Raw genomic sequence first — 26,001 nt, 5'->3', positions numbered from 1 at the left:
CCGGCCCCGCGCGACGCGGCGGCCGGGCCCGTACCTCCCAAGCTTCAAGTGAGAAGGGACGCTGTGAGCGTCATGAACCTGGTCTCCTACGAGGACGCTCTCGCGTCGTACGACCCGGTGATGGGCCTTGAGGTCCACGTCGAGCTGGGTACCAAGACCAAGATGTTCTGCGGTTGCTCGACCGAGCTGGGTGCCGAGCCGAACAGCCAGACCTGCCCGACCTGCCTGGGCCTGCCGGGCTCGCTGCCGGTGGTCAACGCGGTCGGCGTGGAGTCGGCGGTCAAGATCGGCCTGGCGCTGAACTGCGAGATCGCCGAGTGGTGCCGGTTCGCGCGGAAGAACTACTTCTACCCGGACATGCCCAAGAACTTCCAGACCTCGCAGTACGACGAGCCGATCGCCTTCAACGGCTACCTCGACGTGCAGCTGGAGGACGGCTCGACCTTCCGGGTGGAGATCGAGCGCGCCCACATGGAGGAGGACACCGGCAAGTCCAGCCACGTCGGCGGGGCCACCGGCCGCATCCACGGCGCCACCCACTCGCTGCTCGACTACAACCGGGCCGGCATCCCGCTGATCGAGATCGTCACCAAGCCGATCGAGGGCGCCGGCGAGCGCGCCCCCGAGGTCGCCAAGGCGTACGTCGCCGAGCTGCGCGAGGTGATCCGCTCGCTCGACGTCTCCGAGGCCCGGATGGACAAGGGCCAGATGCGCTGCGACGTCAACCTGTCGCTGCGCCCGAACGGCACCGAGGCCTTCGGCACCCGCTCGGAGACCAAGAACGTCAACTCGCTGCGCAGCGTGGAGCGGGCCGCCCGGTTCGAGATCCAGCGCCACGCCACCGTGCTGACCGACGGCGGCACCATCGTCCAGGAGACCCGCCACTTCCACGAGGAGGACGGCTCCACCACCTCGGGCCGGATCAAGGACAACGCCGAGGACTACCGCTACTTCCCCGAGCCGGACCTGGTGCCGGTGGCCCCCGCCCGCGCGTGGGTCGAGGAGCTGCGCGCCGCCCTGCCCGAGCTGCCGCGGGTGCGCCGCGCCCGGCTCCAGGCCGAGTGGGACCTGTCCGACAAGGACATGCAGTCGGTGCTCAACGCCGGTGCGGTGGGCCCGATCCAGGAGACCATCGCGGCCGGTGCCCCGGCCGACCAGGCTCGCAAGTGGTGGATGGGCGAGCTGGCGCGCCGCGCCAACGAGACCGGCACCGAGCTGAGCGAGCAGCCGATCACCCCGGCGCAGGTCGCCCGGGTCGCCGCGCTGGTCGCCGAGGGCAAGCTGAACGACAAGCTGGCCCGCCAGGTCATCGAGGCCGTGCTGGCCGGCGAGGGCGAGCCGGACGCGATCGTCGAGAAGCGCGGCCTGGCCGTGGTCTCGGACGACTCCGCGCTGGGTGCCGCCGTCGACCAGGCCATCGCCGAGAACGAGGGGATCGCCGCCAAGATCCGCGACGGCAAGGTCCAGGCCGTGGGCGCGCTGGTCGGCGCGGTCATGAAGGCCACCCGCGGCCAGGCCGACGCCGCCCGCGTGAAGGACCTGATCCTGGAGCGGCTGGGCGCAGCCTAGGTCGTCAGCCCTTCCTTCCTAAGGCGTCTAAGGCATCTAAGGCCCTCTAAGTAAGGCCTAAGGCCCCGCCTCACCTATGTATCTGGGTGAGGCGGGGCCTTAAACCTTTTCTGGCGCCCGATCTGCGCCCGATCTAAGGCATCCGGGCCCCGGAAGATGCGGCAGGCTCCCGATGCGGCACCCCCCACTGGCGGAGGAAGCTCTTACCTGTCAGCAGGACGCAGTGGAAAACCCGAGGGGGAACCGGAAATGATCGAGTACCAGACCTTCCAGCAACAGGCCCACGAGCTCGTGGCCCGCGCCGAGCACGAGCGCCTGGTGCGCGAGGCCAAGGAGGCCCGCCGCCTGCGGCAGCGCCCGGTGGCCGCCCGCTTCCAGCGGCGCCCCGTGCGTCGGCCCGAATGCTGACGGTGCGGCACCACGACGGTGCCGAAGGAACTCCGGAGGGGGAGACGCTGCGAGTGAGCGTCTCCCCCTCCGGGCGTTCGGGCCCTTCGAGCCGTTCGCCAGGGGAGATAACCCCTCGGCCGGGCCCCACCGGCTATGGCATGCTCGCCTCCATGCAGCACACATCGGTCAGCCCCGTCTTCGTCGGCCGCGGAAGCGAGATCACCGAGCTGACCGACGCGCTGCGCCGCGCGGGCACCGGCAGCCCGCAGTCCGTCCTGATCGGCGGCGAGGCGGGGGTCGGCAAGACCCGGCTGCTGGAGGAGTTCCTGGAGCGGGCCGCCGCCCAGGGGGCGGTCACCTCGCTCGGCAGCTGTCTGGAGGTCGGCGCCGAGGGCCTGCCGTACGCGCCGCTGGCCGCCGCGCTGCGCCGGCTGCACCGCTCGCTGGGCGCCGAACTGGAGGCCGCCGCGGCCGGCAGCGAGAGCCATCTCGCCCTGCTGCTCTCCGAGTTCGGCGAGGTGGACGGCGAACCCAACGACGAGTACAGCCGGGCCCGGCTGTTCGAGCACACCGCGAGGTTGTTCGAACGGCTCGGCGCGGAGCGTACCCTCGTCCTCGCCGTCGAGGACCTGCACTGGTCCGACCGCTCCACCCGCGAGCTGCTCGCCTTCCTGGTGCGCACCCTGCACCGCTCCCGGGTGCTGCTGGTCGCCACCTACCGCACCGACGACCTGCACCGCCGGCACCCGCTGCGCCCCTTCCTGGCCGAGCTCGAACGGCTGCGCACCGTCCAGCGGCTGGAGCTGGCGAGGTTCGACCGCCGCGAGGTGGCCGCCCAGCTGGCCGGCATCCTCGGCACCACCGTCCCCGACCGCCAGCTGGTGGACCGCATCCACCGCCGTTCGGAGGGGAACCCGTTCTTCGTCGAGGAGCTGGCCACCGCCTTCGAGGACGGCTTCGGCGCCGGGCTGACCGACTCGCTGCGGGACATCCTGCTGGTACGGGTCGAGGGCCTGGACGAGGAGGCCCAGCGGGTGGTGCGGATCGCCGCCGAGGGCGGCTCGCACGTCGAACACGCCCTGCTGGCCGCCGTCCTGGACGACGACGAGGAGGCGCTGATCGAGGCGCTGCGGGCGGCCGTCGGCGCCAACATCCTGCGCCCGGACAGCGAGGGCGAGGGCTACCGGTTCCGCCACGCGCTGGTCCGCGAGGCGGTCTCGGACGACCTGCTGCCCGGCGAACGGCACCGGATCAACCGCAGGTTCGCGCTCGCGGTGGAGGCCCAGCCGCAGCTGGTCCCCGGTGACGCGCTGGCCGCCCGGCTGGCCAACTACTGGTACCACGCGCACGATCCGGCCCGCGCCCTGCCGACGGCCCTGGACGCCGCCCGCGCGGCCCGCCGCCGCAACGCCTTCGCCGAGCAGCTCGGCATGCTGGAACGCGCCCTGGAGCTGTGGGACCTGGTCTCCGAGGAGGTGCTGGCGCACACCCTGCGCCCGTACGACTGGGCCGAGACCTACCCGCCCGGCTCCTGCGACCACAGCACCGCGGACGGGGACTGCGACCGGATCCAGCTGGTCGACGTGCTGGCCGAGGCGGTGGTCGCGGCCCGGCGCTGCGGCGACCGCGAGCGCGGCCTGAGCCTGGCCAAGCGCGGGCTGCGGCTGGTCGACGAGGCCGAGCACCCGGTGCGCGCGGCCTGGTTCCGGATCAACCGGGCCCGGATGCTGGGCAGTCTGCGCCGCTCCGGCGACGAGGAGGAGATCGCGAACGCGCTGCGGCTGGTGGAGCACCTGCCGCCGACCGCGGTCCAGGCCGAGGTGCTCGCGCTCGGCGCCGGGACGGCGATGCTCAAGAAGCCCACCCCGGCGGCGATCGAGCTGGCCGAGCGGGCGATCCGGATCGCCGAGGAGGTGGGCGCGCACTCGGTCGAGGTGCACGCCCGGATGACCCTCGGCGGCCTGCGCTACGACGTCCAGGGCGACGCCGAGGGCGGGCTGGCCGAGCTCGCCGGGGCGGTCGAACGGGCCCGCCGGCTGGGCGTGCCCGACCTGCTGCTGCGCGGCATCAACAACCTGGCCAGCATGCAGCGCGGACTCGGGCACCCCGAGGACGCGGTCCGACTGGCCCGGGAGGGCCTGGAGTACGCGAACGGCAACGGCCTGCTGCGCAACATCGGCGCCATCCTGACCGGCAACCTGGTCGAGGCGCTCGCCGACCTCGGGCGGGCCCGGGAGGCCACCGAGGTGCTGGTCGGCTACGAGGCGGCCAGCCCGACCGGCACCCATGCCGAGTTCCTGGACCGGATGCGCGGCGAACTCGCCCTGCTCAAGGGGGACCTGGCCACCGCGGGGACGATGCTGGCGCAGGCCCGGTCGGCCAACCGGGTCGGCCAGGTCCAGCACAGCGTGCCGATCAGCCGGCTGGCGGTGCGGCTCGCGGCGCTCGGCGGCCGGCCGCTGGAGGCCCGCGCCGAACTGCTCGCCGCGCTGGAGGAGGACGGCCGGCTCGGCCACGAGTCCGACGTCTACCCGCTGCTGGCCGAGGCCGCCGCGGTGGAGGCGGACAGCCGGGGCCTGCCGCAGGCCGAGGCGGGCCGGGCCGGGGCGCTGGCCGCGATCGCCGCGGCCGCCGCCGCACTGCGGCCCCGGGCACCGCTGCACCACGGCTGGGCCCGGCTGCTGGAGGCCGAACTGGCCCGCGCCGAGGGCGCGGACACCCCGCAGGGGTGGGCCGCCGCCGTCGAGGCGCTGCGGCCGACCGGCCTGCCGTTCCCGCTGGCGCTCGCCCTGCTGCGGGCCGGCGAGGCCGAGGTGCAGGCCGGCCGGCGTGAGGCCGCCGCCGAACTGCTGCGCGAGGCGGCCGAACTGGCGGCCGCCCGGGGCGACCGGCTGCTCGGCGGGCAGATCGCCGCGCTGGCCGAGCGGGCCGGGCTGAGCCTCGCCCCGGCCGGGCGGACGGCCGGCCGGGCGGGCGGGGGGACGGCCGCGGTGCCGGCCCAGGCCGCGGGGGACTCCTTCAACCTCACCCCCCGGGAGCGGGACGTGCTCCGGCTGCTCGCGCGCGGCTGGACCAACCGGCAGATCGCCGAGGAGTTGTACATCTCTCCGAAGACCGCGAGCGTGCACGTCTCCAACATCCTCGGCAAGCTCGGGGTCGGCGGCCGGGGCGAGGCGGCCGCACTGGCGCACCGGCTGCGGCTGTTCCCGGAGGACCTGGCCCCCTCGGGCCGCTGAACAGGGCCCCGCTGAACAGGACTCCACTGGACAGGACTCCACTGGACAGGGCCCCGCTGAGCAGGGCCCCACTGAACTGGGCGCCACGACGGACCCGGACCGGCCCCGGCCGGTCCGGGTCCGCTGTCCGTCCGCCCCGGCAGCACGGATCGTCCACCCTGGCACCGGTGTTCGGGCGCCGCCGCGTGCTCCCGTGCGCGCCGCGTGAGCCCCTGCCCGCGCGCCGCCGCCAATCGGGCCGATCCGTAGGAATCAGGGGCATTTCCCCACCCTTTCGCCATTACTCTAAGTTGAGTGTGCGTGTCATTGAGTGACGGGATTGGTGTAGGGTCCATTTTGGGAGCATCGGTACGGTGCGGCGGCCGGCAGGCCGCCCACCCCCTGGGCCACCGTCCTGACGGGGCGCCAGGCCACCGCGTACGTCCGACAGGTGCGCGGCCGGTGGCCCGTGGCCGGGGCGCGAGGCCCCGGGCCGGAGGGGGAGAGGCCGAGTGAGCTCCACCGAAACGGTGCTGCCCGGAACCGGACGGCCGGACGCACCGCACACCGACACGTCCGCCGCCGACGTGCCCGCACCCGCCCGCCGCGGCCCGCTGTACCGGCCCGGGGTGAGCCGTACGCTGCCCGGGTTCGCCCTGGGCGCGCTCTGCGTGGCCTACGCCACCGGCGCCGCCGCCGGCTGGGGATCGCACCAACTGTCCGTCTTCATGGGCGACTTCGGGCTGGCCGCGGCGGCCCTGGCGGCCGCGCTGTCCTGCCTGGTGTACGGCTGCACGGTCGGCGGCCACGCCCGCCCGGCCTGGCTGCTGTTCGGCCTCTCCTCGCTCATGGTCGCCTTCGGCAACGGCACCTGGGGCTGGTACGAGCTGGTCGTGCGCACCCCGCTGCCCCGGGACTCGCTCGCCGAGTACGCCTTCCTGCTGTTCGCCCCGCTCGCCATCACCGGCGTCCTGGTGCTCGCCCAGCACCCGCGCACGGCGGCCGGCTGGCTCTGCCTGCTGCTCGACGGCTGGCTGATCGCCGGCTCGCTGTTCACCCTCAGCTGGAGCCTGGCGCTCGGCCGGATCGCGGCCGGCGAGGACGGCTCACCGCTGCGCCTGGCCCTCAACCTGGCCTACCCGGTGCTGGACATCCTGCTGGTCAGCCTGGTGGTCGGGCTGCGCTTCGGCGGCCGGGACGGCAACCGGGCGGCGGTGCACACCGCGATGCTGGCGCTCGCCGTCACCGTCACCTGCGACGCCCTGTTCACCTCCCCGGAGCTGCGCAGCAGCTACCACTCGGGCGAACTGCTGGACGCCGGCTGGTTCGCCGGCAGCCTGCTGCTGGGCTGGGCGCCGTGGTCGCCGCGCTGGCGCCGTCCGCTGCGCGACCACCCCTCGGCCGGCGGCCTGCCGCACCGCCGGGTGGCGACCACCTTCAGCGCGCTGACCCCGTACGCGGCCGCCGCGGTCTGCACCGCGGGCATTCTCTACAACGCCCTCGGCGGACGGGAGTTGGACCGTGTGGTGGCCGCGGCGGCCTGCACCGTCGGGCTGGCGCTGATCCTCCGGCAGGGCGTCATGCTGCTCGACAACCTGTCGCTGGCGCAGGAACTCGCCCACAAGGAGGCGCACTTCCGCTCGCTGGTGCAGGGCTCCAGCGACGTCATCATGATCGCCGGCGCCAACGGCGTGCTCTCCTACGTCTCCCCGGCCGCGCTCGGCGTCTACGGGCGGGACCCGGAGGAGCTGGTCGGCGGCAACCTGCTGGACCTGGTCCACCCCGAGGACGTCGGCCGGGTGCTCTCCGAGGTCCGCCGCTACCTCGCCAGGGTCCGGCTCACCACCCACCGCAGCCCCGGCACCGCCGAGCCCTCCGCCCGGGTCGAGTGCCGGATCAGCTCCGGCGCCGGCGAGTGGCTGTACGTCGAGTCGACCGTCAGCAGACACCGCGACGGCCTGCTGCTCAACAGCCGGGACGTCACCGAACGCGTCATGCTCCAGGCCCAGTTGCAGCACAACGCCTTCCACGACCCGCTCACCGACCTGCCCAACCGGGCGCTGTTCACCCAGCGGCTGCGGGCCGCCCTCGGCGCCCGCGGCCAGCAGGGCGGGACGGGCGCCGGGATCGCGGTGCTCTTCATCGACCTGGACGGCTTCAAGGCGGTCAACGACACCGCCGGGCACCAGGTCGGCGACGAACTGCTGGTGCAGGCGGCCCGCCGGCTGCAGAGCGCCGTCCGCTGCGGGGACACCGTCGCCCGGTTCGGCGGCGACGAGTTCGCCGCGCTGGTCTGCGGCCCGCTCGGCCGCCTCCAGGTCCAGGAGCTGGCCGAGCGGCTGCGCCTCGCCCTCTCCGAGCCGTACTGGATCGGCGGCGCCGAACTCGGCGTCGCCGCCAGCATCGGCATCGCCTTCGGCACCCCCGAACGCGGCCCGGCGGCCGACCCCAGAACCGCGGCCGACGAGCTGATGCGCAACGCCGACCTGGCGATGTACCGGGCCAAGTCCGAGGGCAAGGGCCGGGTGGTGCTCTACACCCCCGCGATGCGGGCCGACCTGGAGCGCCGCACGGAGCTGGAGGAGCGGCTGCGGCTGGCCGTCCGGGAGGGCGGCTTCACCCTGCTCCACCAGCCCGTGGTGGACCTCGGCAGCGGCGCGGTGACCGGCGTCGAGGCGCAGGCCCGCTGGCGTTCGGTGGGCGGCCTGCTGCTCACCCCGGCCGAGTTCCTGCGCTCGGCCGAGCACGGCGACGCGGCCACGCGGTTCTCCCGCTGGCTGGTCCTGGAGGCGGTCAGCGCGGCCGTCGAGCGGCGCGGCCTGCCCGGCGGCAGGGGCCGCGGCACGCCGGAGCCCGTCCCGGTGGCCGTCCGGCTCTCGGTGGAGCGGCTCTGCTCGCCCGGCCTGTACGAGACGGTGGCCTCGGCGCTGCGCGACAGCGGGCTGCCCGCTGACGAACTGGTCATCGAGGTGGCCCGGATGGGCCCGGACTCGCTCGCCGACGAACTCGGCCGCCGGCTCTCCGCCCTGCGCGGGCTCGGCGTCTCCACCTGGCTGGCCGGGTACGGCGCGGGCGGCGGCTCGCTCGGCGCGCTCGCCCGGCTGCCGCTGGACGGGCTCAAGCTGGACCGCACGCTCGTCCAGGACCTCGGCGAGTCCCCGCTCAGCCGCACCCTCGCCGGGCACGCGCTGCGGCTCGGCCGCGACCTCGGGATGACCACCGCCGCCGAGGGGGTGGACCTGCCCCGCCAGGTCGCCGCGCTGCGGGAGCTGGGCTGCGGGCAGGCCCAGGGTTCGGCCTTCGCCCCGCCGTTGGACGAGCCCCGGCTGCGCCGGGCGCTGGCCCGCCGCGGCTACCCGCTGCCCACCCCGACCGGCCCCCTGGCCACGCCGCCGGGCCCGCTGGCCACGCCGCCGGGCCCGCTGGCCACGCCGCCGGGCCCGGTGTCCACCCCGGCGGGCCCGGCCGGACCGCTGTCGGCCCGCCGTCCGTACCCGCCCGCCGACACCCGCCCGCCCGTCCCCGAGGACACCCGGACGAGTGGCCGCGGCAGCGGCCGGACGGACGCCGCGCCGGGGCGTGGCGCACATCACCATGGCGGCTCTGACCTGCCCGAACACCGTGCCGTTACTGGCCCGCCGGGTGGTCCGCATGGCGAGACGGTCGTCCCACCTGCTTGACACGCCGCCCCGCACGGGAGGAAGGTCGTTGCCATGCGCACCCGAATTCTCGTACTTGGCGGGCGCGTCGGCTGAGTGGGCTCGTACGCCCTGCTCGTGACAGACCGACGCGCCACCCCTCGCATGCCCTTGGGCACGAGGGGTTTTTTGTTGCACTGACGCTGTTCCACCTCCGCAAGACCCCTGGCCTCGACCGCCCGAGCCCGTCCGATCCGTCGGACCGAGCGGGACGATCGAGGCAGAGCCGGCGCTCGACCCGGACCGGGACCCCACCCTCGCAGCACGGGGCCCGCAGCACCGGGTCGGCAAAACCCGAGAAGAGACAGGCAGATGACCGAGCACGCCGCATCCCCCCGCCGCGGGGACAACCCGGCCGCCAACGCTCCCGCTCCCCAGCACGTCGTCGAGACCATGACCGGCGCCCAGTCGCTCATCCGCTCCCTCGAGGCCGTGGGCGCGGACACCGTCTTCGGCATCCCGGGCGGCGCCATCCTTCCCGCGTACGACCCCCTGATGGACTCCGTCAAGGTGCGCCACATCCTGGTCCGGCACGAGCAGGGCGCCGGCCACGCCGCCACCGGCTACGCCCAGGCCACCGGCCGGGTCGGGGTCTGCATGGCGACCTCCGGTCCGGGTGCGACCAACCTGGTCACCCCGATCGCCGACGCCTACATGGACTCGGTGCCCGTCGTCGCGATCACCGGCCAGGTCTCCTCCAAGGCGATCGGCACCGACGCCTTCCAGGAGGCGGACATCTGCGGCATCACGATGCCGATCACCAAGCACAACTACCTGGTCACCGACCCGGCCGAGATCCCCCGGGTGATCGCCGAGGCCTTCCACATCGCCGCCACCGGCCGCCCCGGCCCGGTCCTGGTCGACATCGCCAAGGACGCGCTCCAGGCGACCACCACCTTCCGCTGGCCGGTCGAGACCGCGCTGCCCGGCTACCGCCCGGTGACCAAGCCGCACGCCAAGCAGATCCGCGAGGCCGCGAAGATGCTGGTCGGCGCCAAGCGGCCGGTGCTGTACGTCGGCGGCGGCGTGCTCAAGGCGCGTGCCACCGCCGAGCTGCGGATCCTCGCCGAGCTGACCGGCGCCCCGGTGGTCACCACCCTGATGGCGCTCGGCGCGTTCCCGGACAGCCACCCGCAGCACCTGGGCATGCCCGGCATGCACGGCTCCGTCCCCGCCGTCACCGCGCTCCAGAAGTCCGACCTGCTGTTCACCCTCGGCGCCCGCTTCGACGACCGCGTCACCGGCAAGCTGGACGGCTTCGCCCCCAACGCCAAGGTCGTCCACGCCGACATCGACCCGGCCGAGATCGGCAAGAACCGCCCGGCGGACGTGCCGATCGTCGGCGACGCCCGCGAGGTGCTCGCCGACCTGATCGTCGCCGTCCAGGCCGAGTTCGACGCCGGCCACAAGGGCGACTACACCGAGTGGTGGGAGCGGCTCGACGAGTGGAAGAAGACCTACCCGCTCGGCTACGAGCCGGCCCCGGAGGGGCGGCTCTCGCCGCAGCAGGTCATCGAGCGGATCGGGACGCTGGTCGGCCCCGAGGCGATCTACGCCGCGGGCGTGGGCCAGCACCAGATGTGGAGCTCGCAGTTCATCCGGTTCGAGAAGCCGGGCACCTGGCTCAACTCGGGCGGCGCCGGGACGATGGGCTACGCCGTCCCCGCGGCGATGGGCGCCAAGGCCGGCCGCCCGGAGAGCGCGGTCTGGGCGATCGACGGCGACGGCTGCTTCCAGATGACCAACCAGGAACTGGTCACCTGCGCCCTGAACGACATCCCGATCAAGGTCGCGGTCATCAACAACGGCTCGCTGGGCATGGTCCGGCAGTGGCAGACGCTGTTCTACAACCAGCGCTACTCCAACACCGTGCTGCACTCCGGCCCCGGCCACGACGGCATCGAGCCGCCGGCCCAGGGCACCCGGATCCCCGACTTCGTCAAGCTGTCCGAGGCGATGGGCTGCGTGGGCCTGCGCTGCGAGCGCCCCGAGGACCTCGACGCGGTCATCCGGCAGGCGATGGAGATCAACGACCGCCCGGTCGTCATCGACTTCATCGTCCACCAGGACGCCATGGTCTGGCCGATGGTCGCGGCCGGCACCAGCAACGACGAGATCCAGTTCGCCAAGGGCGTGCGCCCCGACTTCGGCGACGACCTCGACTGATGTCCCCCTCTCCAGAACGACTGAGGAATCCCATGTCCAAGCACACCCTCTCCGTCCTGGTCGAGAACAAGCCCGGCGTGCTCGCCCGCATCGCCGCCCTGTTCTCCCGTCGGGGTTTCAACATCGACTCCCTCGCCGTCGGCTCGACCGAGCATCCGGACGTGTCCCGGATGACGATCGTGGTCAACGTCGAGGACCTCCCGCTGGAACAGGTCACCAAGCAGCTCAACAAGCTCGTGAACGTGATAAAGATCGTCGAACTCGACCAGTCCGCTGCGATCCAGCGGGAACTGGTCCTGGTGAAGGTCCGCGCCGACAACGAGACCCGGTCGCAGATCGTCGAGATCGTCCAGCTGTTCCGTGCCAAGACCGTCGACGTGTCGCCGGAAGCGGTGACCATCGAGGCCACCGGCAGCTCGGACAAGCTGGAGGCCATGCTCCGGATGCTGGAGCCTTACGGCATCAAGGAGTTGGTCCAGTCCGGCCTGGTCGCCATCGGCCGCGGCGCGCGCTCCATCACGGACCGCTCGCTGCGCGCCCTGGACCGCAGCGCGTGAACAGCGCGCCTCCGCGTCTCAATCCCTGAAGCAAAGACCCACACCACACCGCGTGCGCATACGGTGAACACCGCGTACCCGGACCCCATCACGCAAGGAGATGTGCCCCCGTGGCCGAGCTGTTCTACGAAGACGACGCCGACCTGTCCATCATCCAGGGCCGCAAGGTCGCGGTCATCGGCTACGGCAGCCAGGGCCACGCCCACGCGCTGTCGCTGCGCGACTCCGGCGCCGACGTCCGGGTCGGCCTGAAGCCGGAGTCCAAGTCCCGTGCCAAGGCGGAGGAGGCCGGCCTGCGCGTCGTCACCCCGGCCGAGGCCGCGGCCGAGGCCGACGTCATCATGATCCTGGTCCCGGACCCGATCCAGGCCGACGTCTACGAGGCCGACATCGCCCCGCACCTGAAGGCCGGCGACGCCCTGTTCTTCGGCCACGGCCTGAACATCCGCTTCGGCTTCATCAAGCCCCCGGCGGACGTCGACGTCTGCATGGTCGCCCCGAAGGGCCCGGGCCACCTGGTCCGCCGCCAGTACGAGGAGGGCCGCGGCGTCCCCGCGATCGTCGCGGTCGAGCAGGACGCCTCGGGCAAGGCCTTCGAGCTGGCGCTGTCCTACGCCAAGGGCCTGGGCGCCACCAAGGCCGGCGTCATCAAGACCACCTTCACCGAGGAGACCGAGACCGACCTGTTCGGTGAGCAGGCCGTCCTCTGCGGTGGCACCGCCGCCCTGGTGAAGGCCGGGTTCGAGACCCTGGTCGAGGCCGGCTACCAGCCGGAGATCGCCTACTTCGAGTGCCTGCACGAGCTGAAGCTCATCGTCGACCTGATGTACGAGGGCGGCCTGGAGAAGATGCGCTGGTCGGTCTCCGAGACCGCCGAGTGGGGCGACTACGTCACCGGCCCGCGGATCATCACCGCGGACACCAAGGCCGCGATGAAGCAGGTCCTCGCCGAGATCCAGGACGGCACCTTCGCCAACACCTGGATCGCCGAGTACAAGGCGGGCCTGCCCAAGTACAACGAGTACAAGAAGGCCGACGAGGACCACCTGCTGGAGACCACCGGCAAGAAGCTGCGCTCGCTGATGAGCTGGGTCAACGAGAACGCCTGACCCCTTCCGGGCCGTTTCCCCGGCCCCGAATTTGTAACGTCCTTGTACAAGTAGGCTGCTCTCGTCCGGGTGATTTCGCCGGACGGGAGCAGCCCGCTACCCAGCCCGTCGATACACTCCGAGTGCGCGTCAGGCCCACAGCGTCGTGCGTCTACCTACGCGGCATGCCACCTTCCCCCGCCCTCCACGCCACCTACGTGCCCGGGGGAACCGGACAGTTAAGGACCCACTGTCGTGAGCACTGTGACCTCCAAAAGCGCTGTCGTACTGATCGCCGAAGAGCTCTCGCCCGCCACCGTCGACGCCCTCGGCCCCGACTTCGAGATCCGCCACTGCAACGGCGCCGACCGCACCGAGCTGCTCACCGCGATCGCCGACGTCGACGCGATCCTGATCCGCTCCGCCACCAAGGTCGACGCCGAGGCGCTGGCCGCCGCCCGCAGGCTCAAGGTGGTCGCCCGGGCCGGCGTCGGCCTGGACAACGTGGACGTCGCCGCCGCCACCAAGGCCGGCGTGATGGTCGTCAACGCGCCGACCTCCAACATCGTCACCGCCGCCGAGCTCGCCTGCGGCCTGCTGATCTCCGTCGCCCGCAACATCGCGCCGGCCAACGCCGCGCTCAAGCAGGGCGAGTGGAAGCGCAACAAGTACACCGGCGTCGAGCTGAGCGAGAAGACCCTCGGCGTCGTCGGCCTCGGCCGGATCGGCGTCCTGGTCGCCCAGCGGATGTCCGCGTTCGGCATGAAGATCGTCGCGTACGACCCCTACATCCAGGCCGCCCGCGCCGCGCAGATGGGCGTCAAGCTGGTCACGCTGGAGGAGCTGCTGGAGGTGTCGGACTTCATCACCGTCCACCTCCCCAAGACCCCGGAGACCATCGGCCTGATCGGCGACGAGGCGCTGCACAAGGTCAAGCCGACCGTCCGCATCGTGAACGCCGCCCGCGGTGGCATCGTGGACGAGGAGGCGCTGGCGAGCGCGCTGCGCGAGGGCCGGGTGGCCGGCGCCGGCCTGGACGTGTACGCCAAGGAGCCGTGCACCGACTCCCCGCTGTTCGCCTTCGACAACGTGGTCGCCACCCCGCACCTGGGCGCCTCCACCGACGAGGCGCAGGAGAAGGCCGGCATCGCGGTCGCCCGCTCGGTGCGCCTCGCGCTGGCCGGCGAGCTGGTGCCGGACGCGGTGAACGTCCAGGGCGGCGTGATCGCCGAGGACGTCCGCCCGGGCCTGCCGCTGGCCGAGAAGCTCGGCCGGATCTTCACCGCGCTGGCCGGCGAGGTGGCCGTCCGCCTCGACGTCGAGGTCCGCGGCGAGATCACCCAGCACGACGTGAAGGTGCTCGAACTGTCCGCGCTGAAGGGCGTGTTCGAGGACGTGGTGGCGGAGACGGTGTCCTACGTCAACGCCCCGCTGTTCGCCCAGGAGCGCGGTGTCGAGGTCCGTCTGACCACCTCCAGCGAGAGCCTCGAGCACCGCAACGTGATCACCGTCCGCGGCACGCTCGGGAACGGCGAGGAGATCGCCATCTCCGGCACGCTGGCCGGCCCCAAGCAGACCCAGAAGATCGTCGGCGTGGACGCCTTCGACGTGGACGTGGCGCTCACCGACCACATGGCCTTCTTCAAGTACGAGGACCGCCCCGGCGTGGTCGGCGTGCTCGGCCGCCACCTCGGCGACGCGGGCATCAACATCGCCGGCATGCAGGTCGCCCGCGACGGCGGCAGCGCGCTGGCCTCCATCACCGTGGACACCGAGATCCCGCAGGAGGTGCTCTCGGCGATCGCCGCCGAGATCGGCGCCCGCTTCGCGCGCTCGGTCGACCTGGGCTGATCCTCCGGCCCCAGGGCCGTCCCGGCAGGGCCCGGACCACCGTTCGACGGTGGTCCGGGCCCCGCTGCGTTCTCCCGGGTGAGACCCGTCTCAGATACTAGGAAATCCAAGTATTCGTGCAGACACGGCCGGGGCGTGGTCGTACCGTGGAAGGGCCGTACGGTGTGCCGCCCCTGTAGCCAGGGCGCGCGGCCCGTGTACGCGTGCGCCTTCACGAGCAGGCGATCCCTGCTCCCGCGCTCCCTTTCCCCTCTTCGCGCTCGCCCTCCGCAGCGCCGCTTCCAAGGAGCCCGGTATGTCGCCGACCGCCGACCGTCACGCCACGTCCGCCCCCGCCGCCGCCCCGGTCCGCGCCCCGCGCCGCCGCCGGGCCGTCGAGCGGAACCCCTTCGCGGCCGCCGCCCTCCAGCGTGCGCTGGACCGCCGGGACAACGGCGGCGCGACCGGCCACCACTGAGCGGCCGGCGCCTCCGGGCCGGGCCGCCCGGCGGTGGCGTTCATCCGTCGAATGGGCCGTACGGGTGCGCCGGATGTCACCCAGTAGAGTGCAACCCCGGTCCGTCCGAGGGAAGTTGCTCGTCCCCGTCGGCGCGATCATCCTAATTTGGGGCCCTCGGAGGGGTGATCGACGTTCGCGTGGGCGAGCGTCAGCGACACGGTGTGCGGATCAGTCCCCCTGCCGGGGGAGAGGGCCCAGTGCGTCTGCCACCCGTCCGCCGACCCGCCGCCCGGATCGGCCTCACCCTGGCCCTGCTGGCCGGAAGCGCCGTCCTCGCCGCCACCCCGGCGGCCGGCGGCCCACCGTCCGCGGGGCCGCCGTCCGCCGGACCGCCGGGGCCGGGCCGAACGGCCTCCGTCCTGCTCGAACTCACCACCGAGGCGGCCGGCTCCGCCTGGCGGCGCGCCGCCGACTGGGCCCGGCGCGCCCAGCGCCCCCCGGAGGCCGTCCGCCGGGAGGCCGCGCGGGCCGGCGCCGCCCAGCGGGCCCGGGCCGGGGACGCCCTCGACCGGCTCGCCGGCGCCGTCCACCGGGCGGCACCCGCCGCCCGCGAGCTCTACCGCACCCGCACCGTGCTCGCCGGCCTCGCGGTCAGCGCGCCCGCCGACCGGCTGCCCGCGCTGCGGGCGCTGCCGGGCGTCCGGGCCGTCCACCCGATCGTCGCCAAACGGCGCGACAACGCCCACTCCGTCCCGCTGACCGGCGCCCCGCAGGTCTGGGCCGGCGACCAGGCGGCCGGCACCGGCCGGGGCACCCGGATCGGGATCATCGACAGCGGCATCGACTACACCCACGCCGACTTCGGCGGCCCGGGCACCGAGGAGGCGTTCCGCTCGGTCGAGCGCGGCAGGCCCGCGCCGCCCGCGCTGTTCCCCAACGCCAAGGTGGTCGGCGGCAAGGACCTGGTCGGCGACGACTACGACCCCGACCCGGCCTCCCCGCACTACCAGCCGGTGCCGCACCCCGGCGACAACCCGATCGACTGCGTGCGCAACGGGCACGGCACCCACGTGGCCGGCACCGCGGCCGGGTACGGCGTCACCGCGGACGGCCACCCGTACACCGGTCCGTACGGGCCCGGGCTGGACCCGGCCGGCTTCCGGATCGGCCCCGGCACCGCCCCGGGCGCGCAGCTGTACGCGATCCGGGTGTTCGGCTGCGACGGCTCCACCGACCGGGTCACCGAGGCGCTCGACCTGGCCGCCGACCCGAACGGCGACGGCGACCTGAGCGACCGGCTGGACGTCGTCAACCTCTCGCTCGGCAGCCACTTCGGCAGCACCGACGACACCGATGCCCTGGCCGCCGACCGGCTCGCCGAGCTCGGCACCGTCGTGATCGCGGCGGCGGGCAACGACGGCGACGTGTACGGCATCGGCGGCAGCCCCGGCACCGCCGCCCGGGCGATCACCGTCGCCGCCTCGGTGCACGGCCACGCCGACGTGGACGGCGTCACCGTGCTCGCCCCCGCCGCCCAGGCCGGGGTCGTCCCGGGGCACTGGAGCGAGCGCTACCAGGGCTGGTCCACCGCCGACGTCAGCGGCGAACTCGCCCTGCCCGCCGACCAGTCGGACGGCTGCGCCGAGTTCGGCGAGGCCGACCGGCAGCGGCTGAAGGGGCGGATCGCGCTGCTCGCCTGGCACACCCGGGAAGCCGACCGGGCCTGCAACTCCGGCCCGCGCGCCGACCACGCCGCCGACGCGGGCGCGATCGGCGCGCTGTACGCCGCCGACTCCGACCACCTCGCCGAGATCTCCGGCGACGACCGGATCCCGGCCGTACTGCTGGGGCGCGCCGACGGCGAGCGGCTGCGGCAGGCCGCGGCCGCCGGGCCGGTGACGGTCCGGCTCGCCGCGCCCGGCAACCCGCTGCACGGCTCCGTCGCCCAGGACCAGCCGGCCCGGATCGACACCATGACCGACTTCAGCTCGCGCGGCATCGGCGTGCCGGGCGTGGTCAAGCCCGACCTGGCGGCCCCCGGCGAGGGCATCTGGTCCAGCCTGGTCGGCAGCGGTACCGGCGGCCAGCGCGAGAGCGGCACCTCGATGGCCGCCCCGCACGTGGCCGGGCTCGCCGCACTGGTCCGCGCCGCGCACCCGGACTGGCCGGTCGAGCAGGTCAAGGCCGCGCTGATGAACACCACCGAGGACACCTTCCTCGGCGACGAGCACAGCGGGCCGGTCTACGGGCCCGAGCGCACCGGGGCCGGGAGGGTCCGGGTGGACCGGGCGGTCCGCACGCCCGCCGTCGCCTACGCGGCGGGGGAGGGCGCCGTGGAGGGCGGGGTCGGGGTCTCCTTCGGGCCGGTCGAGGTCGGCGGGCCGACGGCGGTGACCCGGGAGATCGAGGTGCGCAACACCTCGAACGCGCCACTGGCGTACCGCACCTCGTACGCGGCCGCCACCCTGCTGCCGGGCGCCTCCTACCAGGTGGCACCGGCCCGGGTGGACGTCCCGGCGGGCGGCACCGCGCGGGTGCGGGTCACCCTGGCCGTGCCGGGGGAGCTGGGGCGCGCGCCCGACCCGACCATCGACACCGTGCAGGGCGGCCGGGCCCGCAGCTACCGGGGCGAGCTCTCCGGCCGGGTGCTGCTCACCCCGGTCGGTGGCGACGCGCTCCCGCAGCTGCGGATCCCGGTGCTGGCCGCCCCGCGCCCGACCGGCGACCTCACGGCGGCGGCCACCGTCCGCACCGCCCGGGACGGCACCCTGGTCACCCTCGGCGGCCGCGCCGCCCCCGGCGAACAGCCCGGGCTGGTCAGCGCCTTCGCCCTCGGCGGCGAGGGTGAGCGCTGGCCCGACTGCCCGCCTGGCGGCAGCGGCACGACGGTCGCGCCCGGCGCGGGCCTGCGGCCGAAGGACACCGGGAAGGAGCCGGACCCGGCGGAGGAGGTCTGCGTCGAGCACCCCGGCGAGCGGGCCGCCGGCCTGCGCGCGGCCGGCGCCGCCGTCGACTCCGAACTGCTGTACGTGGGCGCGCAGTTGTGGGCGCCCGCGGCCACCCCGGTGGGGCTGTACGGGGTGCGGGTGGCGCTGGACACCGACGGGGACGGCAGCACCGACGTCATCCTCAAGGCCGACCGGCTGCGCGGTAGCGACGTCCTGGTCTCCCGCGCCCTGGACGCCCGCACCGGGGCCGAACTGGACGTCCAGCCGCTCAACGCCCACTGGGGCGACACCGACACCGGGCTGCTGGACAGCGACGTCCTGGTGCTGCCCGTCCGGCTGAGCGCCCTGCCCGGCGTCGCGCCCGGGCACAGCGCCGTCCGCTACGGCGTCTGGACCGGCTACGCCGGGGGCGGGACGCCGGACGTGGCCGAGGCGCTCTCCACCATCGGGCTGAGCGGCACCAGCCCGTCCGTCCCGCTGGACGTCCTGCGGCCGGCGCTCACCGCGCGGGCCGGCCTCACCGGGCCGGCCGCCGTACTGGCCCCGGCGGGCCCGGGCGCCGTCCTCGCCGTACGGCGGGCGGCGGGCGACACCTCGCGGCTCCTGCTGCTGTACCACCGCAACCCGGCCGAGCGGCGGGCCCAGGTGCTCGACCTGCCCTGACCGTCGGGCGGAAGGGGCGGCCCACCGGGACTCCGGCGGGCCGCCCCGTCATGTGCCGGCTTGTGGGCCGGTTTCCGTGCCGGCTTGTGCGTCGGCGCCCAGGGCCGCCCGGCGGCGGTCACGGCGCGGGACGCGGGTGGGGCGCCGGGAGAGCCGGGCGAAGACCGCCACCAGGGCGAGGGCGGCGGCGGTGGCGGAGGTGACGATGAGCCCCTCGGTGAGGCCGGGCGGGCGGAAGGCGCAGGCGACGCGGGAGGCGCCGTCGCCCAGCGGGACGCCGATCATGCCGAGCACCGGGACGGGGGTGAGACGTCGGCCGCCGTCCACCGCGCAGGTCCAGCCCTCGGCGGCCGGCACGGAGAGCAGCGCGGTGCCGGTGGAACCCGCCGGGAGGGTCGCGGTGAGGGTGTGCCCGCCGGCCTCGACCCGGGTGGCGCCGGTCGCGGTGAGCCGGGCGACGGCGGCCTCCAGCGCACCGGCCCGCAGACAGCCGATCGGGCGGGCGGGCACCTGGCTCACCACGTCCGACCGCAGCGTCACCCGGACCACCCCGTCCGCCGGGACGGTCCCCAGCCGGTGGATCGGCACGGCGGTGGTGGGCTGCTCGCCGTCGCTGCGGTAGTCGGTGCCCAGGCCGCTGACCGCGCCCCGGTACCAGACCCCGTGGAAGTAGGCCGTCCCGCCCGGCGTGCAGGCGGCCGTGAACACCGTGCCCTCCCCGCCGGCCGGCACCGACCAGCCGCTGGTGCCGTGCAGGGCCGGCGCCGGCCCGCCCGCCGGGACGGGCAGCGGGGCGTCGTACACCTGGCTGCCGAGCAGCGACTCCTGCCGGGACCAGACCGAGGAGGTCTCCGTCCGGGAGCCCGGCGGCAGCACGGTGACCAGCGGCGGCGCGGCGGCCCGCACCGGGGTGAAGCCGGGCGGCGGGGCGTCGTCGAGGTGGGTGCGGACGCCGAACAGCGCCTGCCCGACCGGGTCGGTGACGCTCGCGGTCTGCCGTCCGCCGGCCGTCCAGCCCGCGCCGAGGTCGTGCAGCAGCAGGGCGGTGACGGTCGGCAGGTAGCTGCTGAAGTAGCCGCCGCCCTGGCCGTTCAGCAGCAGCGGGTCGTTGGGGGTGAAGGCGTGCGGGCCGGGGTCGCTGCGGCCGCGCGGCCAGTCGGCGCCCGCCCGGACGGCCGCGTGCCCGGCCCGGACGGCCGCCGGGGAGACCCCGGAGGAAGGGACCGCGCCGAGCGCCGCGTACCCGGACCAGACGGCGTTGCCCAGCACCGCCCCGCCGATCACCCAGGTGGCGAGGGCGGTCGCCCGCCGGTCGGAGTGCCGGCGGTCCAGCAGCCACAGCGCGGCCGACAGGACGGCGCCGCCGACGGCCAGCAGCACCCAGGTGGCCGGGCGCACCGCGGGCCGGCCCGCCGCCAGGCCGGCGATCACCGCCACCACGGCGGCGCCGCCCAGCACGGTGAGCCGGTCCGGGCGGTGCGCCAGCGAGACCCAGCCCGCCAGCACCAGCAGCCCGCTGAGCACGAAGGCCACCCGGTACGGCCCGCCGGCCGGGATCGCCAGGCCGTGCCAGACCAGCACCGTCGGGGTCCAGAGGAAGCCGACCGCCACCAGCACCAGCGCCGCGCACCACAGGGCGCGCTCCCGAGCCCGCACCCGCCGGTTGAACGGCAGCCCGCACACCACCAGCAGCCCGAAGACGCCGATCGCCACGTCCGGCAGCTGCTGCCCGCCGTGGGCCGCGGGCAGCAGCCGGGAGAGGTGGGCGGCGACACCGGACGGGCCCAGCGGCTCGACCGGGGACTCCGGCTGGGCCCGGCCGGTGGCCAGCACCGCGACGAACAGCACGGGGGAGGCGAGCAGCACCCCGGCGATGGCCGTGGTGACGGCCCGGCCGGTGGCCCGGACCCGGTGGCGCAACGGGAGCGGGGCGGCGAACAGCCGGACGGCGAACAGCAGTCCGGCCGCCAGGGTGGCCAGCGCGGCGGTGTACAGGTTGCCCGTCCAGGCGAGCGCGACGCACAGCGCGCCGCCCACCCAGTGCCGTTCGCGCAGGCACCAGTCGGCGGCCAGGCCGAGCAGGGGCAGCGAGACCAGGCCCCAGAGCCACATCGGGGCGGCCCCGCCGACGTCCAGCACCCAGGCGCACAGCCCGTACCCGACGGCGGCGAACACCCGCAGCCACCGGGGGCCGGGGTGCAGCCGGCCGAGCAGCCGGGCCATCAGGGCGGTGCCCAGGCCGATGGTGGCCAGGGTGACCAGGAGGACGGCGAGCCGGCCCTGGTCGCGGGGGAGGAGCGCGGTGGGCCAGGAGAAGGGGTTCATCAGGTAGGCGAAGAAGTCCGCCAGGAACGGGGCCCCGTAGCCGCTGTTCCAGTTGAACAGCAGGTCCCCGGCGGCCTGCCCGTGCAGCAGGTCCCACAGGTGGGCGTGGTACGGCACGGCGACCGCCTCCGCCCCGGCCGGCCACCGCCCGCGCACCGCCGCCGCCAGCCCGTACCCGCCCATCGCCAGCCCCGCCGCACCCGCGCAGACCAGCACCTCCCGCCGCCGCTCGCCCATCCGCACCCCGTTCCACACGCCTCGCCGGACCCCGCCACCCTAGGGCGTGTCTGACAATTCCCGCCGGGTGCGCGACGCCGGGGCACGCACCTCGCCGCGTTGTCGTCGGTCGCCGATGCTCCGCATGGACTCCCTCCTCCGCCTTGCGATGCACGCACCCCAACGCCGCGCCCTGATCCGACGCCAATGGTCAGACACGCCCTAAGCACGCCCCGGGCGCCCCCCGCGTCGCACGCGCTCCCTCGAAGGAGTGGCGTCCCAAACGGCTCCGCCGGGCGGCTGCCCCTGGTGGGGACCGACTTGACCGTCCGCATCGTGGACGGCAGGTGTCAGTACCTGGGACGGCGGAGTAGGGTCCGAGCATGTCTCGCACCATTCGTCTCGCAGTAGTCCCCGGTGACGGCATCGGCCAGGAAGTGGTGGCCGAAGGCCTCAAGGTCCTGGGTGCCGCGCTTCCCGCCGACGTGAAGCTGGAGACCACCGAGTACGACCTCGGGGCCCGGCGCTACCACCGGACCGGGGAGACGCTGCCGGACGACGTCCTGGCCGAGCTGAAGTCGCACGACGCGATCCTGCTGGGCGCCATCGGCGACCCGAGCGTGCCGTCGGGCGTGCTGGAGCGGGGGCTGCTGCTCAAGCTGCGGTTCGCCTTCGACCACCACATCAACCTGCGCCCGGGCCGGCTCTTCCCCGGGGTGTCGTCCCCGTTGGCCGGCCAGCCGGAGATCGACTTCGTGGTCGTCCGCGAGGGCACCGAGGGCCCGTACGTCGGCAACGGCGGCACGCTGCGCACCGGGACGCCGCAGGAGGTGGCCACCGAGGTCAGCCTGAACACCGCGTACGGCATCGAGCGCGTGGTGCGCGACGCCTACCGCCGGGCGCAGGCGCGGCCGCGCAAGAAGCTCACCCTGGTGCACAAGAACAACGTGCTGGTGCACGCCGGGCACCTGTGGACGCGGATCTTCGCCGAGGTCGGCCGGGAGTTCCCCGAGGTCACCACCGACTACCTGCACGTCGACGCGGCGACCATCTTCTTCGTCACCCAGCCGGAGCGGTTCGACGTCATCGTCACCGACAACCTGTTCGGCGACATCCTGACCGACCTGGCCGCCGCCGTCACGGGCGGGATCGGCCTGGCCGCGAGCGGCAACATCAACCCGAGCGGCGAGTTCCCGTCCATGTTCGAGCCGGTGCACGGCTCGGCGCCGGACATCGCCGGCCAGGGCAAGGCCGACCCGACCGCCACCGTGCTGTCGGTCGCGATGCTGCTGGAGCACCTCGGCTTCGCCGCCGAGGCCGCCACGGTCGAGGCCGCCGTCGCGGCGGACCTGGCCGAGCGCTCGGGCGCCCGCGGCACCTCCCAGGTCGGCGACGCGCTCGTCGCCCGAGTAGCCGGCTGACCGGCCGGATCCGAACACACGGTTCCGGCTGACGGGGCCGGACCGCACATCACCGCAGCTTGCAGCTGTTCGGCACGGCCCTCTGGATGCGAGTATCGACAGTGGGCCGTGCCGTTGTGCGTCCATTCCGGTGTAGTTTGCCGAAACGTATCTGCGGCGGTGGCGGCCCGGACCAACCCCACGGTGAAGGAATCAGCCATGAGCACGGCCACCCAGGCGCCCATCACGTTCGACCTCAAGCCCTCCGCCCACCCGCTGCCCGCAGCGGAGCGCGAGGCCCGGCTGGCCAACCCCGGGTTCGGCCGGGTCTTCACCGACCACATGGTCACCATCCGCTGGACCGAGGGCGTGGGCTGGCACGACGCCCAGCTGGTGCCGTACGCGCCGCTGGAGATCGACCCGGCGAACATGACCCTCCACTACGGCCAGGCGATCTTCGAGGGCCTGAAGGCCTACCGCCAGGCCGACGGCTCCATCGCCACCTTCCGCCCGGAGGCCAACGCCGCCCGCTTCCAGGCCTCGGCCCGCCGCCTGGCGATGCCGGAGCTGCCGGTGGAGGCCTTCGTCGAGGCCGTCGAGCTGCTGGTCCGCCAGGAGCGGGACTGGGTGCCGAACGAGCCGGAGCAGAGCCTCTACCTGCGCCCGTTCATGTTCGCCACCGAGGTCGGCCTGGGCGTCCGCCCGGCCAACTCCTACCTCTTCATGATCATCGCCTCGCCGGCCGGCGCCTACTTCCAGGGCGGCATCAAGCCGGTCTCGGTCTGGCTGTCCAAGGAGTACGTCCGGGCCGCCCCCGGCGGCACCGGCGCCGCCAAGTGCGCGGGCAACTACGCGGCCTCGCTGGTCGCCCAGGCCCAGGCCGCCGAGAAGGGCTGCGACCAGGTGGTCTGGCTCGACGCCGCCGAGCACCGGTGGGTCGAGGAGATGGGCGGCATGAACCTGTACTTCGTCTTCGGCGAGGGCAAGGACGCCAGGATCGTCACCCCGGAGCTGTCCGGCGCCCTGCTGCCCGGCATCACCCGCGACTCGCTGCTCCAGCTGGCCTCGGACCTCGGCTACGCCGTCGAGGAGCGCCGGATCTCCACCGACGAGTGGCAGCAGGCCAACGCCGACGGCACCCTCACCGAGGTCTTCGCCTGCGGCACCGCCGCCGTCATCACCCCGGTCGGCTCGGTGAAGTCCGCCGCCGCCGACTGGACCGTCGGCGCCGGCGAGCCCGGCCCGGTCACCATGGAGCTCCGCAAGGCGCTGCTGTCCATCCAGGGCGGCCAGACCCCGGACACCCACCACTGGCTGCACCGGATCGTCTGATCCCGCACCCCGGCCGGCCTGCCCCGTTTCGCATCCCGAGACGGGCGGGCCGGATCGCGGAAGCTGTGCCAGACTGCCAGCGTGTCCTCGCTTTCGCTGATTATTAGCAGCAGGCGCGCCGGTCCGCAGTGACCGCTTCCGCTGGACCCGATGCGGAGCGACCACTAGCGTCCAGACCCGCGCGCAGACCTCTCGCACCCGCGAGGGGTCTTTTTGTTTCTCCCGGACCGGCCGACGGCCCCCACAAGGGGCCCGGGGACACCGGGACCGCGCGCGGGACCATGGACAGTGGAGCCGGGACGAGAACGTCCGGCAGAGCAGTACCCAACCTCCCCGAAACGGAGAACCAGGGGTCATGACCGAGGTCACCCGTACCGACGACAGTTTCCACGTGTTCGACACCACGCTGCGCGACGGAGCGCAGCGCGAGGGCATCAACCTGACGGTGGCGGACAAGCTGGCCATCGCCAGGCACCTGGACGAGTTCGGGGTCGGTTTCATCGAGGGCGGCTGGCCCGGGGCGAACCCGCGCGACACCGAGTTCTTCGCCCGGGCCGCCGTCGAGCTGGAGCTGGAGCACGCCCGGCTGGTCGCCTTCGGCGCCACCCGCCGGGCCGGCGGCAAGGCGTCCGAGGACCCGCAGCTGGCCGCGCTGGTCACCTCCGGCGCCCCGGTGATCACCCTGGTGGCCAAGGCGCACGACCGGCACGTGGAGCTCGCGCTGCGCACCACCCTGGACGAGAACCTGGAGATGGTCCGGGACAGCGTCGAGTTCCTGCACTCGCAGGGTCGGCGGGTGTTCATCGACTGCGAGCACTTCTTCGACGGCTACCGGGCGAACCCCGAGTACGCCGTGTCGGTGGTCCGCACCGCGCACGAGGCCGGCGCGGACGTGGTGGTGCTCTGCGACACCAACGGCGGGATGCTGCCGGGCGGCGTCCGGGAGATCGTCGCCGACGTGCTGGCCAGGACGGGGGCCCGGCTCGGCATCCACGCCCAGGACGACACCGGCTGCGCGGTGGCCAACACCCTGGCCGCGGTGGACGCCGGCGCGACCCACGTGCAGTGCACCGCCAACGGCTACGGCGAGCGGGTCGGCAACGCCAACCTGTTCCCGGTGGTCGGCGCGCTGGAGATCAAGTACGACCGCCGGGTGCTGCCCGCGGGCCGGCTGGCCGAGATGACCCGGATCTCGCACGCGATCGCCGAGCTGGTCAACCTGACCCCCTCCACCCACCAGCCGTACGTGGGCTTCTCGGCGTTCGCCCACAAGGCGGGCCTGCACGCCTCCGCGATCAAGGTCGACCCGGACCTGTACCAGCACATCGACCCCGAGCGGGTCGGCAACACCATGCGGATGCTGGTCTCCGACATGGCCGGGCGGGCCTCCGTCGAGCTCAAGGGCAAGGAGCTCGGCTACGACCTCTCCAGCGACCGGGACCTGGCCGGCCGGGTGGTGGCCAAGGTGAAGGAGCAGGAGAACCTCGGCTACACCTACGAGTCCGCCGACGCCTCCTTCGAGCTGCTGCTGCGCGACGAGGCGCGCGGCAGCCGGGACCGCTTCTACACCCTGGAGTCCTGGCGGACCATCAGCGAGCAGGGCCCGAAGGGCTTCACGGGCAACGAGGCCACCGTCAAGCTGTGGGCCAAGGGCGAGCGCCGGATCGCCACCGGCGAGGGCAACGGCCCGGTCAACGCGCTGGACCAGGCGCTGCGCGCGGCCCTGGAGGGCATCTACCCGCCGCTGGCCACCTTCGAGCTGGTGGACTACAAGGTCCGCATCCTGGAGGGCCAGCACGGCACCGGTTCCAAGACCCGGGTGCTGATCGAGTCCACCGACGGCTCCGTCACCTGGTCGACGGTGGGCGTGGCCGACAACGTGGTCGCCGCCTCCTGGCTGGCGCTGGAGGACGCGTACACCTACGGCCTGATCCGGGCCGGCCTGGAGCCGACCGAGTAGCCGGCCCGGGCCGGCCGGTGCCCGACATGCCTGTGGCCCGCGGGACTTCGCACGAAGTCCCGCGGGCCACGGTCGTGCGCGATCACCGAAGCCGGGCGAGCAGGGCGTGTTCGACGAGGGTGATGAGGGCGCTCTTGGCGCTGTCGCGGCGGCGGGCGTCGAGGGTGATGACGGGGGTGTCGGC

Annotated in this window: 14 protein-coding genes and 1 pseudogene; 13 read left to right on the top strand and 2 right to left on the bottom strand. The window is 74.1% G+C overall.

The features are described 5' to 3' along the window. The first annotated feature begins 63 nt into the window (after nt 1-63). The 10 genes from gatB to ACFCY1_RS34615 all read left to right on the top strand — a co-directional run bounded on the left by gatB (nt 64) and on the right by ACFCY1_RS34615 (nt 18,584). On the top strand, nt 64-1,569 hold the full coding sequence (gene gatB, locus ACFCY1_RS34660; protein ID WP_375877159.1) for an Asp-tRNA(Asn)/Glu-tRNA(Gln) amidotransferase subunit GatB: 1,506 nt from the start codon (nt 64-66) through the stop codon (nt 1,567-1,569). Between the two features lie 249 nt (nt 1,570-1,818). Continuing rightward, nucleotides 1,819-1,977 (top strand): hypothetical protein, encoded by a 159-nt coding sequence (locus ACFCY1_RS34655; RefSeq protein WP_158077676.1) that lies wholly within the window; start codon nt 1,819-1,821, stop codon nt 1,975-1,977. Nucleotides 1,978-2,129: 152 nt separating this feature from the next. After that, complete coding sequence (locus ACFCY1_RS34650) at nt 2,130-5,195, top strand: AAA family ATPase (RefSeq protein WP_375877158.1); 3,066 nt, start codon at nt 2,130-2,132, stop codon at nt 5,193-5,195. Between the two features lie 608 nt (nt 5,196-5,803). Next, entirely contained in the window at nt 5,804-8,854 is a 3,051-nt protein-coding gene (locus ACFCY1_RS34645; RefSeq protein ID WP_375877169.1) for an EAL domain-containing protein, read from the top strand. Between the two features lie 330 nt (nt 8,855-9,184). After that, nucleotides 9,185-11,038 carry an acetolactate synthase large subunit gene (locus tag ACFCY1_RS34640; protein WP_049657944.1) on the top strand — a complete coding sequence of 618 codons (1,854 nt, stop codon included), beginning with the start codon at nt 9,185-9,187 and terminating at the stop codon, nt 11,036-11,038. Between the two features lie 32 nt (nt 11,039-11,070). After that, nucleotides 11,071-11,595, top strand: coding sequence for an acetolactate synthase small subunit (ilvN, locus tag ACFCY1_RS34635; protein WP_049657946.1), 525 nt, complete (start codon nt 11,071-11,073; stop codon nt 11,593-11,595). 110 nt (nt 11,596-11,705) lie between these two features. Next, nucleotides 11,706-12,704, top strand: a complete 999-nt coding sequence (gene ilvC, locus ACFCY1_RS34630) for a ketol-acid reductoisomerase (protein WP_049657948.1) — start codon at nt 11,706-11,708, stop codon at nt 12,702-12,704. A gap of 243 nt (nt 12,705-12,947) precedes the next feature. Further along, complete coding sequence (gene serA / locus ACFCY1_RS34625) at nt 12,948-14,534, top strand: phosphoglycerate dehydrogenase (protein WP_375877168.1); 1,587 nt, start codon at nt 12,948-12,950, stop codon at nt 14,532-14,534. Nucleotides 14,535-14,829: 295 nt separating this feature from the next. Continuing rightward, on the top strand, nt 14,830-14,991 hold the full coding sequence (locus ACFCY1_RS34620; protein WP_181970683.1) for a hypothetical protein: 162 nt from the start codon (nt 14,830-14,832) through the stop codon (nt 14,989-14,991). A gap of 239 nt (nt 14,992-15,230) precedes the next feature. Then, on the top strand, nt 15,231-18,584 hold the full coding sequence (locus tag ACFCY1_RS34615; RefSeq protein WP_375877157.1) for a S8 family serine peptidase: 3,354 nt from the start codon (nt 15,231-15,233) through the stop codon (nt 18,582-18,584). 48 nt (nt 18,585-18,632) lie between these two features. Here ACFCY1_RS34615 and ACFCY1_RS34610 read toward each other — a convergent pair whose 3' ends face one another. Next, nucleotides 18,633-21,146 (bottom strand): YfhO family protein, encoded by a 2,514-nt coding sequence (locus tag ACFCY1_RS34610; RefSeq protein WP_375877156.1) that lies wholly within the window; start codon nt 21,144-21,146, stop codon nt 18,633-18,635. Between the two features lie 362 nt (nt 21,147-21,508). Here ACFCY1_RS34610 and ACFCY1_RS34605 point away from each other — a divergent pair, with 362 nt between their 5' ends. The 3 genes from ACFCY1_RS34605 to cimA all read left to right on the top strand — a co-directional run bounded on the left by ACFCY1_RS34605 (nt 21,509) and on the right by cimA (nt 25,817). Beyond that, nucleotides 21,509-22,546: a 3-isopropylmalate dehydrogenase gene (locus ACFCY1_RS34605; RefSeq protein ID WP_375877155.1), complete on the top strand. Its 1,038-nt coding sequence runs from the start codon at nt 21,509-21,511 to the stop codon at nt 22,544-22,546. 198 nt (nt 22,547-22,744) lie between these two features. After that, nucleotides 22,745-23,857, top strand: coding sequence for a branched-chain amino acid aminotransferase (locus ACFCY1_RS34600; protein ID WP_049656394.1), 1,113 nt, complete (start codon nt 22,745-22,747; stop codon nt 23,855-23,857). 355 nt (nt 23,858-24,212) lie between these two features. Beyond that, nucleotides 24,213-25,817 (top strand): citramalate synthase, encoded by a 1,605-nt coding sequence (gene cimA, locus ACFCY1_RS34595; RefSeq protein ID WP_375877154.1) that lies wholly within the window; start codon nt 24,213-24,215, stop codon nt 25,815-25,817. A gap of 82 nt (nt 25,818-25,899) precedes the next feature. Here the strand turns inward: cimA and ACFCY1_RS34590 are convergent. Continuing rightward, nucleotides 25,900-26,001: pseudogene (locus ACFCY1_RS34590) on the bottom strand (ATP-binding protein); the annotation flags it as partial.

Source organism: Kitasatospora sp. NPDC056273, from assembly GCF_042268845.1.
Classification (GTDB): domain Bacteria; phylum Actinomycetota; class Actinomycetes; order Streptomycetales; family Streptomycetaceae; genus Kitasatospora.
Note: the sequence above shows the minus strand (reverse complement) of the source record. Positions and strands in the feature narration are given on the sequence as shown.

Bases quoted from the DNA above. Each gene is read 5' to 3' on its own strand.
- ACFCY1_RS34655 (WP_158077676.1), top strand. From the start codon at position 1,819: ATGATCGAGTACCAGACCTTCCAGCAACAGGCCCACGAGCTCGTGGCC.
- ACFCY1_RS34650 (WP_375877158.1), top strand. From the start codon at position 2,130: ATGCAGCACACATCGGTCAGCCCCGTCTTCGTCGGCCGCGGAAGCGAG.
- ACFCY1_RS34640 (WP_049657944.1), top strand. From the start codon at position 9,185: ATGACCGAGCACGCCGCATCCCCCCGCCGCGGGGACAACCCGGCCGCC.
- ilvN (WP_049657946.1), top strand. From the start codon at position 11,071: ATGTCCAAGCACACCCTCTCCGTCCTGGTCGAGAACAAGCCCGGCGTG.
- ACFCY1_RS34620 (WP_181970683.1), top strand. From the start codon at position 14,830: ATGTCGCCGACCGCCGACCGTCACGCCACGTCCGCCCCCGCCGCCGCC.
- ACFCY1_RS34610 (WP_375877156.1), bottom strand. From the start codon at position 21,146: ATGGGCGAGCGGCGGCGGGAGGTGCTGGTCTGCGCGGGTGCGGCGGGG.
- ACFCY1_RS34605 (WP_375877155.1), top strand. From the start codon at position 21,509: ATGTCTCGCACCATTCGTCTCGCAGTAGTCCCCGGTGACGGCATCGGC.
- ACFCY1_RS34600 (WP_049656394.1), top strand. From the start codon at position 22,745: ATGAGCACGGCCACCCAGGCGCCCATCACGTTCGACCTCAAGCCCTCC.
- cimA (WP_375877154.1), top strand. From the start codon at position 24,213: ATGACCGAGGTCACCCGTACCGACGACAGTTTCCACGTGTTCGACACC.